Below are 14,741 nucleotides of genomic sequence, written 5' to 3'. Positions count from 1 at the left end.
CGGCATCCAGAACCAGACAGCAAAAACCCCGGCGCAAGGCCGGGGTTGATGTCTGCCATCGCCGGAAAAATCAGCGCTGGTTGATATTGACGTAATCGCGACGCGGGGCGCCGGTGTAGAGCTGACGCGGGCGGCCGATCTTCTGCGCCGGGTCCTCAATCATTTCCTTCCACTGGGCGATCCAGCCCGTGGTGCGGGCGAGGGCGAACAGCACCGTGAACATGGCGGTGGGGAAGCCCATGGCCTTCAGGGTGATGCCCGAGTAGAAGTCGATGTTCGGATACAGCTTCTTCTCGATGAAGTATGGGTCCGAAAGGGCGATGCGCTCCAGTTCCATGGCCACTTCGAGCAGCGGATCGTCCTTGATCCCGAGCTCGTTGAGCACCTCATGGGTGGTCTTCTGCATGATCTTGGCGCGCGGGTCGTAGTTCTTGTAGACGCGGTGGCCAAAGCCCATCAGGCGGAACGGATCGTTCTTGTCCTTGGCGCGGGCGATGAACTCCGGAATCCGCTCAACGCTGCCGATTTCCTCAAGCATCTTGAGGGCCGCTTCGTTGGCGCCGCCGTGGGCGGGTCCCCACAGGCAGGCGATGCCGGCGGCGATGCAGGCGAACGGATTGGCGCCCGACGAACCGGCGAGGCGCACGGTCGAGGTCGAGGCGTTCTGTTCGTGATCGGCGTGCAGGATGAAGATCCGGTCAAGGGCGCGCGACAGCACCGGATTGACCTTGTACTCCTCGCACGGCACGGCGAAGCACATCTGCAGGAAGTTCGACGTGTAATCGAGATCGTTCTGCGGATAAACGAACGGCTGGCCGACATGATATTTGTAAGCCAGAGCGGCGAGGGTGGGCACCTTCGCGATCATGCGCATGGAGGCGATCATGCGCTGCTTCGGATCATTAATGTCGGTGGAGTCGTGGTAGAAGGCCGACAGGGCGCCAACCGAGGCCACCATGATCGACATGGGGTGCGCATCGCGGCGGAAGCCATGGAAGAAGCGGAGCAACTGCTCATGCACCATGGTGTGGCGCGTGACGCGATAATCGAAATCCGCCTTCTCCTGGGTGGTCGGCAGTTTGCCTTCCAGCAGCAGGTAGCAGGTCTCAAGAAAATCGCCGTGCTCGGCCAGCTGCTCGATCGGGTAGCCGCGATACAGCAGGGTGCCTTCGTCGCCGTCGATGTAGGTGATCTGCGACTCGCAGGACGCGGTCGAGGTGAACCCGGGGTCGAACGTGAACATCCCGGTGTCTTTGTAAAGGGGCGCGATATCAACGACGCTTGGCCCGATGGTGCCCTGTTTGATTTTCAGGTCCACCGAGTTTCCATCGACGCTTAGTGCAGCCGTTTTTGCGGTCATTGAATCACCCCTGGCATGGTCTGACCGGGCGGCGCTAACGAGCTTCAGACGGTTCGTTGGCCGCGCCGCACGGTGCTGGGTTATCTTGCTGCGCAAAGCCTGAAGGGCTGGAGGCAGCTAGTGCTTCGGTAAACGATTTGCCGTGGGCCTTCAAGCGTAACTGCGCTTCGGGACGCGCAGCATGGCTGGTCTGCGCAAGGAGCGGGCGCAGAGCGGGCGCCGGGAACAGGCCGCTGCAGGCCAGTGGAGGGCAGGGCTTCCGCAATATGGCGCCAGTGCGGGAGACATTGGCGCAGGCGCATGGGGCGGGCGGATGTGGCCCGCTGGCCTGGCGCCGATTTACCGGAAACAAAACAATGAGGTGGCGGCATTCCCTCAGGGCCATGGCGGTGGCCCGGCGTGGGGTTCGGCCCCAAATGGGCCCAGGGGCAGCCTCCCTGGATCTGGCTCCCCGGGGCATGCGCACGGGTCGTGCGGGCAGCCAGGAGGCCGACGTGCAAACGGCCACGCTTGCGTGGCCGTGTGGTTTGTCGATTTCCCGGGGTAAATTTCCCTGGGGAATGGCGGTCGGCCGCTGCGGTCAGGCGGCCTGATCACGGATGCGGGCGAGGGATTCTTCACGCCCCAGCACGGCCATGACGTCGAACAGGCCGGGAGAAGTGGTTTTTCCGGTGAGCGCGGCGCGCAGCGGCTGGGCCACCTGGCCGAGTTTGACGCCCTCGGCTTCGGCAACGTCGCGCACCGCAGCCTCAAGGGCTTCGCCCGCCCAATCCTGCAACGGCTCGATGTGGGACAATACGCTGGCCAGGCGGCGCCGGGCCGCATCGTCAAGCAGCGCCGCCGCCTTCGGCTCCAGCGGCAACGGGCGCGCCACATACAGATACGCCGCGCTGTCGAGCAACTCCACCAGGGTCTTCGCGCGCTCCTTCAGGCCAGGCATGGCCGCCAGCAGCTTGGCGCGCTGCTCCGGCGTGAAGCTGTCGCCGAGGCCGCGGGCCGGGCCAAGCTCAGGCAGGATCGCTTCGATCGCTTCCACCAGCCGCGCATCGCTGGCGTTGCGCATGTAAAGGCCGTTGAGGTTTTCCAGCTTGGCGAAATCAAACCGCGCCGCCGAGCGGCCGATCTGACCAAGGCCAAAAGCTGCGATCATCTCATCGGTGGAAAACACTTCCTGATCGCCATGGCTCCAGCCGAGACGCACCAGATAGTTGCGCAGCGCTTCCGGCAGGTAGCCCATGCTGCGGTAAGCCTCGACGCCGAGCGCGCCGTGGCGCTTGGAGAGCTTGGCCCCATCCGGCCCGTGAATCAGCGGAATGTGCGCCATCACCGGCGTCTTCCAGCCCAGGGCGTCATAGATCTGCTTCTGGCGCGCCGCGTTGGTCAGGTGATCGTCGCCGCGAATGATATGGGTGACGTTCATGTCGTGATCGTCCACCACGACGGCCAGCATGTAGGTGGGGTTGCCGTCGGAGCGCAGCAGCACCAGGTCGTCGAGATCCTTGTTCTGCCAGACGACGCGGCCCTGCACCTCATCCTCGATGACCGTCTCGCCGGACTGCGGCGCCTTCAGGCGCACCACTGGCTTCACGCCAGCAGGCGCTTCGGATGCGTCGCGATCGCGCCAGCGGCCGTCATAACGCATGGGCCGGCCCTCCTTGCGGGCCAGTTCGCGCATCTCCGTCAGCTCTTCGGGGGTGGCGTAACAATAATAGGCGTTGCCGCTGGCCAGCAGCTGGTCGACCGCTTCGCGATGCCGCGCGGCGCGGCCGTGCTGGTAGACCACCTCGTCATCCCAGTTCAGGCCCAGCCAGCCAAGGCCGTCGATAATCGCGGCGATGGCGGCGTCCGTGGAGCGCTCGCGATCGGTGTCCTCGATGCGCAGCAGCATCTTGCCGCCGTGCTTGCGCGCGTAGAGCCAGTTGAACAGAGCGGTGCGGGCGCCGCCAATATGCAGATAGCCAGTCGGAGACGGAGCGAATCGCGTGATGATCTGATCGGTCATGGGCTCAACAGCGTGTGAAATACGGAAAGCGACGCCCGGTTGGGGGCGCCATTGTCTGGACGGGTGGGGTTGCGCCAGTCCAGCAAAAGCGTCTCCGCTTTTGCATGAGGCTTTGCATGAAAGCAAAGCCCCTGACGCGTTGCCCTGGCGCGTTGCGTTTGGCCATCCGCCGGTTTGGCAATGCCTCCAGGGCGTTGTCAGCAAGCAGGAGGCCGGAGAAGGCCGCAACCGGCGCGACGCCGGAGCCTGTGCCTGATCCGCCGTTTGCACGGAGCCGCCGCCGGATCGCTGTCAACGCGCCATGCGCTCGTGTAGCATGTCGTCGCCGTCAGTCGAAGCCAGACGCGGGCCATGACTGAACGTTGATTGTTGCTGTTGTATGGCGGGCGCATCCCGTCGTGACGCCGGAACGGCGCATGAAGCCAGTGGGGAAAGCGCAGGGTGGGGCGGCGGACGCTCCGCGCCGGTCTGGTGCGCCTGCGCTCGCGCGGGACGGACAGCTGCTTGCCGCAAAGTTCGCCCAGGCGGCGTATGCCCCACCGGAGCTTGCCCGCGCCGCATCCCCGCAGGCGGCGCCCCCCCATGCTGGCGCGGATCATCATCTTCCGGAAACAACTGCTCCCGCCCAGGCAAATACAGCCCGTTCAGGCCTTTGGTGGTCAGGCCTCCGGGCTCTCCAGACGCACGCCGGCCTGGTTCGCCGGCTGGTGAATGGGATAGCGACTGGTCTGGCGCGCGAGGCGCGCCTGCTGCGCCGGGCTCCGGCCACGACCATGGCATTGTGGGCGGCGATGGCCGCCCGCCAGATCCGGGGCTGGCTGGGCGCGGACATCGACCAGCGCCGCCACTGGCTTTGGCTGCCGGTGCTCTTCGGCTGCGGCGTCATCTGGTATTTCAACCGCCTGACGCCGGGGGACGCCGGCCCTGCGCTTGTCGCCGCCTGCGCCCTGTTGCTGGCGTCGGCGACGCGCCGCCGGCCGGCGGCGCGCATGGCGCTGGTCGTTTTGGCCATGATTCCCGCCGGCTACGCCGCCAGCGCCCTGCGGCTTGCCGCGCTGGATGCGCCGGTGTTGCAACGGCCCACCATTGGCGAACTGACCGGATATGTCCTGGCCGTGGACCAGCGCGGGGCCGGCGCGAGGCTGCTGGTGGCTCCGGTCAGCTTCGCGCGCCTGTCGCCGCAGCAACTGCCGGCCAGGGTCAGGGTGTCGGTGCGACAGGCGGAGCCGTTGCGCGCGGGCGTCATGGTGCGAACGCGGGCGCGCCTGCTGCCGCCGCCAGAAGCAGCGCGCCCCGGCGGCTACGATTTTGCCCGCGACGCCTGGTTCCGGCAGACCGGCGGCACGGGTTCAGCCCTCGGCAGGATTGCGGTTTGGGATGGGGCGCAGGCCGCCTGGGTCGACGCCCCATCAGCCGCGCCGCTACCAGGAGAGGGCAACCGCGGCCAGAAAAACAGCGAGAAAAATGCTCAGGAAAACGATCTGGAAAGCGCGCAAGCCATGCCCGCGCCGGCGCCGTGGGCATGGCGCCTGGCCGCATGGATCGACAATGGCCGCATGGCGTTGACCGACCGGATCGCCAGCGCATGGGGCGGCCAGGCTGGCGCGGTCGCGGCGGCCCTCGTCACCGGCAAGCGCGGGCAGATCGCGGAGGAGACCAACGCCTGGCTGCGGGCCGCCGGCATCTATCACATCATCTCCATTTCCGGGCTGCACATGGTGTTGGCCGCCGGCATGTTCTTCTGGACGGCGCGCGCGCTTCTGGCGCTCTCGCCGTGGTGCGCGCTGCATCTGCCGGTGCGCAAGATCGCCGCTGTCCTCGCCATGGCCGGAGCGACCGCCTATTGCGTCTTCTCCGGGGCCGATGTCGCGACCGAACGGTCATTGATCATGATCCTCGCCATGCTTGGCGCCATTCTGGTCGACCGGCCGGCGCTCTCCATGCACAATCTGGCCGTGGCGGCGATGATTGTGCTTGTGCGCGAGCCGGAAAGCCTGCTGGGGCCTGGCTTCCAGATGTCGTTCGCGGCCGTGGCCGGGCTGATCGCGCTGGCGGACCGCAGCGCGGTCACGCCAGGGCAGCCGCGCCGGCGTCGCGCCGGGCCTGGTCTGGTCCGCCGGGCGATGGCGCCGCTGGTCGCAGTCGGACTGACGACGCTGGTTTGTGAGCTGGCGACCGGACCATTCAGCGTCTGGCATTTCCAGTCGGTGTATCCGCTGGGGCTGGTCGGCAACGCCATGGCTTTGCCATTTCTGTCGCTGGTGGTGATGCCCGCCGCCGTCGTGGGCGTCGCCCTGACGGCGCTTGGGCTGGACTGGCCGGTCTGGTGGGTCATGGGGGCGGCGACCGAGCCGGTGCTTTACGTCTCCATGCGCATCGCGGCGACGCCCCACGCCGTCGCCGGCGTCGCCGCGCCTGGGCCGGGCGCATTATTGTGCCTGAGCGTAGCCATCATCTGGTTTGTCATCTGGCGCTCGCCCCTGCGCTGGGCGGCCCTTGCGCCGGCGTTCGCCGGTCTGGTTCTGCTCCAGTTCGCCTCAAAGCCGGATGTGCTGGTCGACCGGCAGGGACGCGGAGCGCTGGTGGTGCAGGGCCAGGGGCGCGATTCTGATGGACGGCTGCGCGTCACCCTGCTGGGAACGCCGTCATCGTTCACCGTTGAACAATGGTTGCGCGCCATTGGCGACCAGCGGGCGGCGAGCGATCCTTCCCTGCGGGCTGGCGCGCGCTGCGATCCGTTGGGCTGCACCGCGCTCCGCGATGATGGCGGCGCCATCGCATGGAGCCGGGAGCGACGCGGCCTGTTTGAAGATTGCGCCCGCGCCGATGTCATCGTCTCCCCGCATCGCGCGCCATCGGGATGTCGCGCGGCCGTGGCGCTGGATCGTCAGACACTGGCGCAGCAGGGGGCCGCCAGCATCTATCTGCATGAAGGCGCGGCCACGGTAAGGCGCGTGCGGCAGCCCGGGGAAGGCTGGCCATGGACGCCGGCCCGGCCACCACGATACGAACCGCCCACACACCGGAGTTTCCAGCCAGCCCCGGAGCGGCCGGCGCGGCGAACGCCGGATCAGCATGGCGCGACGACGCCAGAACAAGGCAGGGAGGCAAACGCCGGCGGCGGAACGGACCCCGATGATGACGCGCGTGGCGAAACCGGCGCCGCGCAGCCGGATTGAGCGCCCCGCACGGCACAAGCGAAAACGCCATCAGAACCCGCGAGCCGCGCAACCGTCCGGCGTCATCCAGCAGTTGGGACATGGCCAATCCGCTGAAGCTGGCGACTGCCCTGAAGAGCCTGACCCGGCGCGGTTTCCCAAATGCCGGGGCGGCGCTTCAATAACGCCGCACCAGGCTGACGAGCTTGCCCTGAATTTTCACCCGGCCGGCCGGCAGCACCCGGTTCTCGAACTGCGGATTGGCGGCTTCCAGTTCAACGCTGGGGCCGCGTTTGCGCAGGCGCTTCAGGGTTGCTTCCTCATCATCGATCAGCGCGACGATGATGTCGCCATTATCGGCGGAATCCTGACGGCGGATCACCACGGTGTCGCCTTCCAGAATGCCGGCGTCGATCATCGAATCGCCGCGCACCTCCAGGGCGTAATGGTCACCCGCGCCCAGCAGGCCGACGGGGAGGGGGATGCTCTCGCCCTGATGCTGTATGGCGCTGATGGGCGCGCCGGCGGCGATGCGCCCGATCAGCGGCACCGCGACGACACCCGGGATCTGCCCATCCGTCATCGCGGGGGAAAAGCCTTCGTTGTCCGTGCGTTTCGCCACCGTTGCGGCGCTTTTGCCGCCCGCCACCACGCGCGGCCGGAAACCCGTCTGCGCGGGCTTTCCTCCAGCTCCCTGCTGGATGTCAGGCATGCGCAACACCTCGACGGCGCGCGCCCGGTTGGGTAGCCGGCGAATGAATCCACGCTCCTCAAGCGCCATGATCAGGCGATGGATGCCGGACTTCGATTTGAGATCCAGAGCCTCCTTCATCTCGTCAAACGACGGTGGCACGCCGGTTTCCTGAAGGCGTTGATGGATAAACCGCAAAAGCTCGTGCTGCTTGGCCGTCAACATCGTCTCTCACCCCCAATGACAGAGCAGCCAGCCCCCGCCTTAACGCCAGACGAACGGGCAAAACTGACAGGCCGATTCTGCAACGAAACAAATCATGAACAGTATTGCATGTTCCTGCTGTGTTCCGCAATATGTGATCCGGATGCAAATGGGCCGGGGTGGCAGGCGCTGCGCTGCTGGCAGTGCGGCGGCGCGACCTGGGTTTTCCATGCGCCGGGCGCAGACGCGATCATGGCGAAGCCGCAGTTGACATGGCTATTGGTACTGATCAGTATCTTTATCAAGAATAAGGATATTTCATAAAGTCATGACGCTTGCGCCGGGAGTGAAACATGTCAGCTACGGGCGATAACGCCGCGCATATCGAGATCGATGCGCTGAAGGCGCGTTACCGGGAGGAGCGGGACAGGCGTCTGCGTTCCGACGGGAACCAGCAGTACGCCGCCATGACCGGTGATTTCGCGCATTATCTGGACGATCCCTATGTCGCGCCGGGTTTCACCCGTGAGCCGGTGCGCGAAACCGTTGACGCCGTTGTTATCGGCGGCGGCTTCGGCGGGCTGCTCTCTGGCGCGCGCCTGCGCGAGGCGGGGATCGAATCGTTCCGGATCATCGAGAAGGGCGGCGACTTCGGCGGCACCTGGTACTGGAACCGTTATCCGGGCGCGGCCTGTGATACGGAAAGCTATATTTACCTGCCCTTGCTGGAAGAAACCGGCTACACGCCGCAGCGCAAATATGCCCGCGCGCCGGAAATTCTTGCCCAGGCCCACCGGGTCGCCCGTCATTTCGATCTTTACCCGCACGCCCTGTTCCAGACCGTGGCGACGGAGATGCGCTGGGATGAGGCGGCCGCGCGCTGGCATGTGCGCACTGATCGCGGCGATGAAATTTCCGCCCGCTTCGTCATCCTCGTCGGCGGTCCGCTGGACCGGCCGAAGCTGCCTGGCATTCCGGGCGTGGAGACTTTCAGGGGCCACAGCTTCCACACCAGCCGCTGGGACTACGCTTACACTGGCGGCGATTCGCACGGCAATCTCACCGGCCTTGCCGACAAGCGGGTGGGCATCATCGGCACCGGGGCCACGGCGGTGCAGTGCGTGCCGCATCTTGGCGAATGGTCAAAGGAACTGTTCGTCTTCCAGCGCACGCCGTCGTCCATCGACGTGCGCGATGACCGGCCGACCGACATGGATTGGGCCGGTTCGCTCCAGCCGGGCTGGCAGCGGGAGCGCATGGACAATTTCACCGCCGTTGTCTCGGGCGGAGAGTTCGAGGAGGATCTGGTCAATGACGGCTGGACCGATCTCATCGGCAACATTCTGCTGGCGGCGCGGCGCAAGCAGAAACAGGGCGAGGTTGTCGAAGACCCGGAGAAGCTGATCGAACTGGCTGACTTTCAGAAAATGGAGCGGGTGCGCGCCCGCGTTGATTCCATCGTCAGGGATGCCGCCATCGCCTCGGCGCTGAAGCCCTGGTACAGCCAGTTCTGCAAGCGGCCGTGCTTCCACGATGGCTATCTGCCGACCTTCAACCGCCCCAACGTCCATCTCATCGATACGCAGGGGCGGGGCGTCGAGCGCATCACCGAAACCGGCGTCGTCGTCGACGGCAAATCCTATGAACTGGATTGCCTGATCTACGCCACCGGCTTCGAGGTTGGCACCGACATCACCCGCCGCTTCGGCCTTGAGGTTTACGGCCGGGACGGCCTGACGCTGACCGAGAAATGGCGGGACGGGGCCGAAACCTTCCACGGGCTGTTCTCGCGCGGCTTCCCCAACTGCTTCATCGTCACGCCGATCCAGTCGGGCCAGAGCCCCAATTTCCAGCACATGCTGGATGAGCAGACCCGTCATATCGGCTGGCTGTTGCGGCAGATGCGCGAACGCGGCGCGATCACCGTCGAGGCAACGGCGGCGGCGGAAAAGGCGTGGGTGGATGCCTGCGTCAAGATCGCCCGCGCCCGCGTGCCTTATCTGGAGGAGTGCACGCCGGGCTACTACAACAACGAAGGCAACGTGAACAACATGCGGGTGCTGAAGAACAATCAGTACTGGCGGGGCCCGACGGTGTTCCTTCGCATGTGGGAGACCTGGCGTCAGAAGGGCGACATGGACGGGCTGGAGCTGAGTTACGGCGCCCAGGCTGCGGAATAAGGCGCCGCCGGGTAGAACCCGACCTGGAAGAAACGCGCCCAGGAAGAAACGCGCCCAGGAAGAAACGCCACCGGGCAGAAACGCCACAGGGCAGAGCGCGGCGGCACTGAGGGCGACAGCCGAAAGGCAAGTAAAGGCAGGCGGCGGCAAAAGCCCCGTGCGCATCGCGCCCGGTCATGCGCGGGGCGGCCGCAGTTGCGCCGCGATGCCGGCCTGCGGCTGCGATGATCTGCATGGTTGCCGGGCGCCGCAGCGGCTCCGGCAACTGGCGCGCGCATATATTCACCGTCATGCGCATTCACTGGTATTTCCACATGCCGCAGGTGCTGTATCGTCAGAACCTGCGGATATTTATTTGAAATACTGGTGATTATTATGCGTATGTACCATTTTTCAATGAAGTTATTGCTTGTAGCTGTTGTTGTCCTTGTTGCGCCGCGCGCCGGGCAGGCGGCCTGGAGCCATGACGATCTCGCGGGACGCCTGGCCGCCGGCGAGCTTCCCGGCGTGGTGATGCGCCTTGGCAAATGCGAACGGACTGGTCGCGAGGTCAGCAAAATGTCTGGCGCTGACAAGGCGGCTGGCGCTGGCAAGACGTTTGGCCCGACGGGATTCGCCGTGGTGCGCTTTCAGGCGTGGAATGTCATCGACCGGTGGATCGCCACCTCCGACAGCCATTTGTTCCTGTCATCAAAAACCGGCGCGATGACGCTGCAATATGTGCGCCTGCGCCTGACGCCGGATGGACTGGCGCATGTGTACCTGCGCCAGCTGGACCCGGCGACCATGAAGCCGCTCAGCGACGCCACGGAACTGACCTGCAAGGCCGATGGCGACGGGCTGACATTCGTGGCGCCGCGCGACTGAGACGGTCGGATGGCCTGACCGGGCTGGTTGCATGACTGGACGGCTGCCTGGCTACGGCTCCTGGCTCAGGCGCCGCCATGGCCAGGCCAGCCTCCATTGGGTCAGGCAGCCTGGGGGTCAGGCGGCGGCCAGCAGCGCCTGCGTCGCGGCGGTCACGTCCTCCTGGCGCATCAGGCTTTCGCCCACCAGATAGGCGTTGACCTTGCAGGCGGCGAGGCGGGCGATATCCTGCGGCGTGAAGATGCCGCTTTCTCCCACCAGCACGCGATCGGCCGGCACGCGCGGGGCCAGGCGTTCGGTCACCGTCAGCGACACCTCGAAGGTGCGCAGGTCGCGGTTGTTGACGCCGATCAGCCGCGACGGCAGCTTCAGCGCGCGCTCCAGTTCGTCGCCGTCGTGCACCTCCACCAGCGTGTCCATGCCAAGGCGGGTCGCCGTCCGCGTCAGCTCCAGCGCCAGGGCGTCGTCGACCGAGGCCATGATGACAAGGATGCAGTCAGCGCCCCAGGCCCGGGCTTCGAACACCTGGTAAGGATCGTAGAGGAAATCCTTGCGCAGGGCGGGCAGGGCGCAGGCGGCGCGCGCCGCCTTCAGGAACTCCGGGCTGCCCTGAAACGACGGGGTATCGGTCAGCACCGACAGGCAGGCGGCGCCGCCGGCCTCATAGGCGCGGGCCAGCGCCGGCGGATCGAAATCGGCGCGGATCAGCCCCTTCGACGGGCTGGCCTTCTTGATTTCGGCGATCAGCGCCGGCTGGCCGGCGTCGATTTTCCGCTCCAGCGCGGCCAGAAAGCCGCGCGGCGCCGGGGCGGAGGCGGCCAGTTGCTCGATTTGCGCCTGGGGGATCGCGGCCTTCGCAGCGGCGATCTCCTCCAGCTTGTAAGCGCCGATTCGTTCCAGAACATTGCTCATGCCGTTGCTCCCGCGTGGCTCGCCCGGACCAGCTTTTCCAGCGTCTTGCGCGCCGCGCCGCTGTCGATGGCCTGCGCCGCCATGGCGACGCCGGCGGCCAGATCGTCCGCCTTGCCGGCGACGACCAGCGCCGCGCCGGCATTCATCAGCACGATGTCGCGGTAGGCGCCAGGTTCACCCTGGAGCAGGCGCATGGCGGCGGAGGCGTTATGCTCCGGATCGCCGCCCTTCAGGTCATCGAGGCTGGCCCGCTTCAGGCCAACATCCTCCGGCTGCACGGTGAATGTGCGCACGGCGCCATCTTCCAGCGCCACCACCTGGGTCGGGCCAGTGGTGGTGATCTCGTCCAGCCCATCGGAACCGTGCACCGCCCACACCCGTTCGGCGCCGAGCGTTTGCAGCACCCGCACCATCGGCTCCAGCCACATGGCCGAGAAGGAGCCGAGCAGTTGCCGCTTCACGGAAGCCGGATTCGAGAGCGGCCCCAGAATGTTGAAGATGGTCCGCGCGCCCAGTTCGGTGCGCACCGGCGCCACATGGCGCATCGACGCGTGATGGTTGGGCGCGAACATGAAGCCGATGCCGGCTTCCTGGATGCAGCGGGCGATGTCGGCCGGGCCAAGGTCCAGATTGACGCCAAGCGCCAGCAGCACGTCGGCCGAGCCGGATTTCGACGACGCGGCGCGATTGCCGTGCTTCGCCACCGGCGCGCCGCAGGCGGCGACGACGAAGGCGCTGAGGGTCGAGACATTCCAGGTGCCGACATTGTCGCCGCCGGTGCCGACGATATCAATGGCGCCGGCCGGAGCCTGGACCGCCGTCATGCGGCCGCGCATGGCGCTGACGGCGCCGACGATCTCGTCCAGGCTTTCGCCGCGCACCCGCAGGGCCATCAGGAAGGCGCCAGCCTGGGAGGGCGTCACCTCGCCGGAGAGCAGGTTCTCGAAGGCGGCGCGGGCTTCGTCGCGGGTCAGCGCCGCGCCGGTCGCCACCTTGGCGATGAAGGGTTTGAAAGCATCCATGGCGTCGGTCAGTTTCCAGCGTTTGTGGCGGCGTTCCACGCGGCGGCCAGGTTGAGGAAATTTCGCATCATGGTCGCGCCGTGCTCGGAGAGGATGCTTTCCGGGTGGAACTGCACCCCGTGCACCGGCTGGCTGACATGCGAAAGGGCCATGATCTGGCCGTCGTCGGTCTCGGCGGTGATCGCCAGGTCGGCCGGGCAGGTTTCCCGGTCGACGATCAGCGAATGGTAGCGCGTGGCGTTGAACGGGCCGTCGATCCCTTCAAAGATCGTCTGGCCCGTGTGGCGCACCACGGAGACCTTGCCGTGCATCGGCAGCGGCGCGCGCACCACCTGGCCGCCATAGGCCTGGCCAATGGACTGCAGGCCGAGGCAGACGCCGAACACCGGGATGCGGCCGCCGAGATCGCGGATCACATCGAGGCAGACGCCGGCTTCGTTGGGGGTGCACGGCCCCGGCGACAGCACGATGGCGTCCGGCGCCATGGCGGCGATGTCGGCCGTGGTCAGCGTATCGTTGCGGTGCACGTCCACCTGCGGGCCCAGCGCGCCGATCAGGTGCACCAGGTTCCAGGTGAAAGAGTCATAATTGTCGACAAGAACCACGCGCGTCATGGCAGGGCCTTTATCATTCATGGCGTTTTCGGGGAAAGGGACTTCCGCTTTCCGTGAAAACGCGGCGGCTCACTCATGAGCCTGGCGTTGGGCGGGGCGAATGCGTTGGTCAGCAGCTTCGCCAGCGCCACGCCGCCGTCGCCAGCCGCAACGCCGGATTGGCCCGGGGGGCTGCGTGTCTCGCCGCAGCGCCCATGAGTTGCGCCCGGCCTGTCATTGGCCGCGCCCGGCTTGCCCGGCCACGCGGATCGCTTCCTCGGCGGCGCGGAACAGGGCCTTTGATTTGTTGACGCATTCCATCAGCTCCGACTTCGGGTCGGAATCATAGACCACGCCGGCGCCGGCCTGCACCGCCATTTTACCATCCTTGACGATGGCGGTGCGCAGCACGATGCAGGTGTCCATGTCGCCATTGGCGCTGAAATAGCCAATGCAGCCGCCGAACGGTCCGCGCCGCTCCAGCTCCAGCTCGTCGATGATCTCCATCGCCCGCACCTTGGGCGCGCCGGAGAGCGTGCCGGCCGGGAAGCCGGCGACCAGCGCATCCAGCGCGTCGAAGCGCGGGTCCTGTTCGCCCTCCACGTTGGAGACGATGTGCTGCACGTGACTGTAGTGCTCCAGCACGAAGCTCTCCGTCACCTTCACCGTGCCGGTTTTCGACACGCGGCCGACGTCGTTGCGGCCAAGGTCGAGCAGCATCAGATGCTCGGAGCGCTCCTTGGGGTCGGCCAGCAACTCCTCGCCAAGGCGGCGGTCTTCCTCCGGGGTCGCGCCGCGCGGGCGGGTGCCGGCGAGGGGGCGGATGGTGACCTTGCCTTCGCGCGACCGCACCAGGATCTCCGGGCTGGAGCAAACCAGCTGGAAGCCGCCGAAGTCCAGAAAACTGAGGTAAGGCGAGGGATTAACGCGGCGCAAAGCCCGGTAGAGCGACAGCGGCGGCAGGGTAAACGGCGCCTCGAAGCGCTGGCCCAGCACCACCTGGAAAATGTCGCCGGCCCGTACATAATCGCGCGCCTTCTCAACCATGGCGATGAAGGTCTCCGGCGGCGTGTTGGACACGGCCTCCGGCTCCGGCATCCCGGTCACGTCAGCCTGGTCGGCAACCGGCAACGGCGCGCTGAGCGACGCGACGGCGGCCTCCAGCCGCTCCTGGGCGCTGGCGAGGGCGGCGCTGGCGGTGAGGCCGGCCTGGGGGCGCACCGGCGTGACCAGGATCAGCTCGTCCTTCAGCGAGTCGAACACGGCCATCACCGTCGGGCGCACCATGATCGCTTCCGGAACGCCAAGGGCGTCCGGATTGATGTGCGGCAGGCGCTCCATGTGGCGCACCATGTCATAGCCCAGGTAACCGAACACGCCGGCGGCCATCGGCGGCAGCCCCGCCGGCAGGTCTATGGCGCTTTCGTTGACCAGGGCGCGCAGGCTGTCCAGCGGGCCCGCCGCTTCGTCGACAAAGGCCTCCGGATCGCGCGCCGCCTGGCGGTTGATCTGGGCCTTGCCGTTGAGGCAGCGCCAGATGAGATCCGGCGCGATGCCGATCATCGAATAGCGGCCGCGCACGGAGAGGTCCTGCACGGTTTCCAGCAGGAAGCTGGGGCCGGCGGCCTGCGACAGGCGCATATAGGCGCCGAGCGGCGTCTCGAGGTCCGCAAGAAAGCGGACGGCGATGGTGAAGGGCCGGCCAGCAGCGTAAAGCGCGGCGGCGGCTTCGGGCGTGGGTTCAAATTGCAT

At 66.6% G+C, this 14,741-nt stretch carries 11 protein-coding genes; 4 read left to right on the top strand and 7 right to left on the bottom strand.

The window, feature by feature from the left end; all coding sequences use genetic code 11:
- Positions 1-70: 70 nt before the first annotated feature.
- Positions 71-1,360, bottom strand: coding sequence for a citrate synthase (gene gltA / locus ACERNI_RS02560; RefSeq protein WP_448831691.1), 1,290 nt, complete (start codon positions 1,358-1,360; stop codon positions 71-73).
- A 580-nt stretch (positions 1,361-1,940) separates the two neighbouring features.
- Positions 1,941-3,362 carry a glutamate--tRNA ligase gene (gltX, locus tag ACERNI_RS02555; protein WP_448831690.1) on the bottom strand — a complete coding sequence of 474 codons (1,422 nt, stop codon included), beginning with the start codon at positions 3,360-3,362 and terminating at the stop codon, positions 1,941-1,943.
- 707 nt (positions 3,363-4,069) lie between these two features.
- On the opposite strand from gltX, the gene ACERNI_RS02550 reads away from it, so the two are divergent.
- Positions 4,070-6,541 (top strand): ComEC/Rec2 family competence protein, encoded by a 2,472-nt coding sequence (locus ACERNI_RS02550; RefSeq protein ID WP_448831689.1) that lies wholly within the window; start codon positions 4,070-4,072, stop codon positions 6,539-6,541.
- A 157-nt stretch (positions 6,542-6,698) separates the two neighbouring features.
- On the opposite strand, the gene lexA is transcribed toward ACERNI_RS02550, so the two are convergent.
- Entirely contained in the window at positions 6,699-7,436 is a 738-nt protein-coding gene (gene lexA / locus ACERNI_RS02545; protein WP_448831688.1) for a transcriptional repressor LexA, read from the bottom strand.
- On the opposite strand from lexA, the gene ACERNI_RS02540 reads away from it, so the two are divergent.
- From ACERNI_RS02540 to ACERNI_RS02530, 3 genes are all read left to right on the top strand, one after another.
- Entirely contained in the window at positions 7,395-7,739 is a 345-nt protein-coding gene (locus ACERNI_RS02540) for a hypothetical protein (protein WP_448831809.1), read from the top strand. The two genes, lexA and ACERNI_RS02540, sit on opposite strands and share 42 nt — an antisense overlap.
- 29 nt (positions 7,740-7,768) lie before the next feature.
- Positions 7,769-9,595, top strand: a complete 1,827-nt coding sequence (locus ACERNI_RS02535) for a flavin-containing monooxygenase (protein ID WP_448831687.1) — start codon at positions 7,769-7,771, stop codon at positions 9,593-9,595.
- A 396-nt stretch (positions 9,596-9,991) separates the two neighbouring features.
- Positions 9,992-10,462, top strand: a complete 471-nt coding sequence (locus ACERNI_RS02530; RefSeq protein ID WP_448831686.1) for a hypothetical protein — start codon at positions 9,992-9,994, stop codon at positions 10,460-10,462.
- 117 nt (positions 10,463-10,579) lie between these two features.
- Here the strand turns inward: ACERNI_RS02530 and trpC are convergent, their stop codons facing one another.
- From trpC to trpE, 4 genes are all read right to left on the bottom strand, one after another.
- Positions 10,580-11,374, bottom strand: a complete 795-nt coding sequence (gene trpC, locus ACERNI_RS02525) for an indole-3-glycerol phosphate synthase TrpC (RefSeq protein WP_448831685.1) — start codon at positions 11,372-11,374, stop codon at positions 10,580-10,582.
- Positions 11,371-12,396, bottom strand: coding sequence for an anthranilate phosphoribosyltransferase (gene trpD / locus ACERNI_RS02520; protein ID WP_448831684.1), 1,026 nt, complete (start codon positions 12,394-12,396; stop codon positions 11,371-11,373). The genes trpC and trpD overlap by 4 nt, the downstream gene beginning before the upstream one ends.
- 8 nt (positions 12,397-12,404) lie before the next feature.
- Positions 12,405-13,010: an anthranilate synthase component II gene (locus ACERNI_RS02515; RefSeq protein WP_448831683.1), complete on the bottom strand. Its 606-nt coding sequence runs from the start codon at positions 13,008-13,010 to the stop codon at positions 12,405-12,407.
- Positions 13,011-13,223: 213 nt separating this feature from the next.
- Positions 13,224-14,741, bottom strand: coding sequence for an anthranilate synthase component I (gene trpE / locus ACERNI_RS02510; RefSeq protein ID WP_448831682.1), 1,518 nt, complete (start codon positions 14,739-14,741; stop codon positions 13,224-13,226).

This window comes from Camelimonas sp. ID_303_24, from assembly GCF_053543495.1.
Note: the sequence above shows the minus strand (reverse complement) of the source record. Positions and strands in the feature narration are given on the sequence as shown.

What these genes read in the sequence shown, in the direction of transcription:
- gltA (WP_448831691.1), bottom strand. Translation starts at nt 1,360, where the DNA reads ATGACCGCAAAAACGGCTGCACTAAGCGTCGATGGAAACTCGGTGGAC.
- ACERNI_RS02515 (WP_448831683.1), bottom strand. Translation starts at nt 13,010, where the DNA reads ATGACGCGCGTGGTTCTTGTCGACAATTATGACTCTTTCACCTGGAAC.
- ACERNI_RS02535 (WP_448831687.1), top strand. Translation starts at nt 7,769, where the DNA reads ATGTCAGCTACGGGCGATAACGCCGCGCATATCGAGATCGATGCGCTG.
- lexA (WP_448831688.1), bottom strand. Translation starts at nt 7,436, where the DNA reads ATGTTGACGGCCAAGCAGCACGAGCTTTTGCGGTTTATCCATCAACGC.
- trpC (WP_448831685.1), bottom strand. Translation starts at nt 11,374, where the DNA reads ATGAGCAATGTTCTGGAACGAATCGGCGCTTACAAGCTGGAGGAGATC.
- ACERNI_RS02530 (WP_448831686.1), top strand. Translation starts at nt 9,992, where the DNA reads ATGAAGTTATTGCTTGTAGCTGTTGTTGTCCTTGTTGCGCCGCGCGCC.
- gltX (WP_448831690.1), bottom strand. Translation starts at nt 3,362, where the DNA reads ATGACCGATCAGATCATCACGCGATTCGCTCCGTCTCCGACTGGCTAT.
- ACERNI_RS02540 (WP_448831809.1), top strand. Translation starts at nt 7,395, where the DNA reads ATGGATAAACCGCAAAAGCTCGTGCTGCTTGGCCGTCAACATCGTCTC.
- trpE (WP_448831682.1), bottom strand. Translation starts at nt 14,741, where the DNA reads ATGCAATTTGAACCCACGCCCGAAGCCGCCGCCGCGCTTTACGCTGCT.
- trpD (WP_448831684.1), bottom strand. Translation starts at nt 12,396, where the DNA reads ATGGATGCTTTCAAACCCTTCATCGCCAAGGTGGCGACCGGCGCGGCG.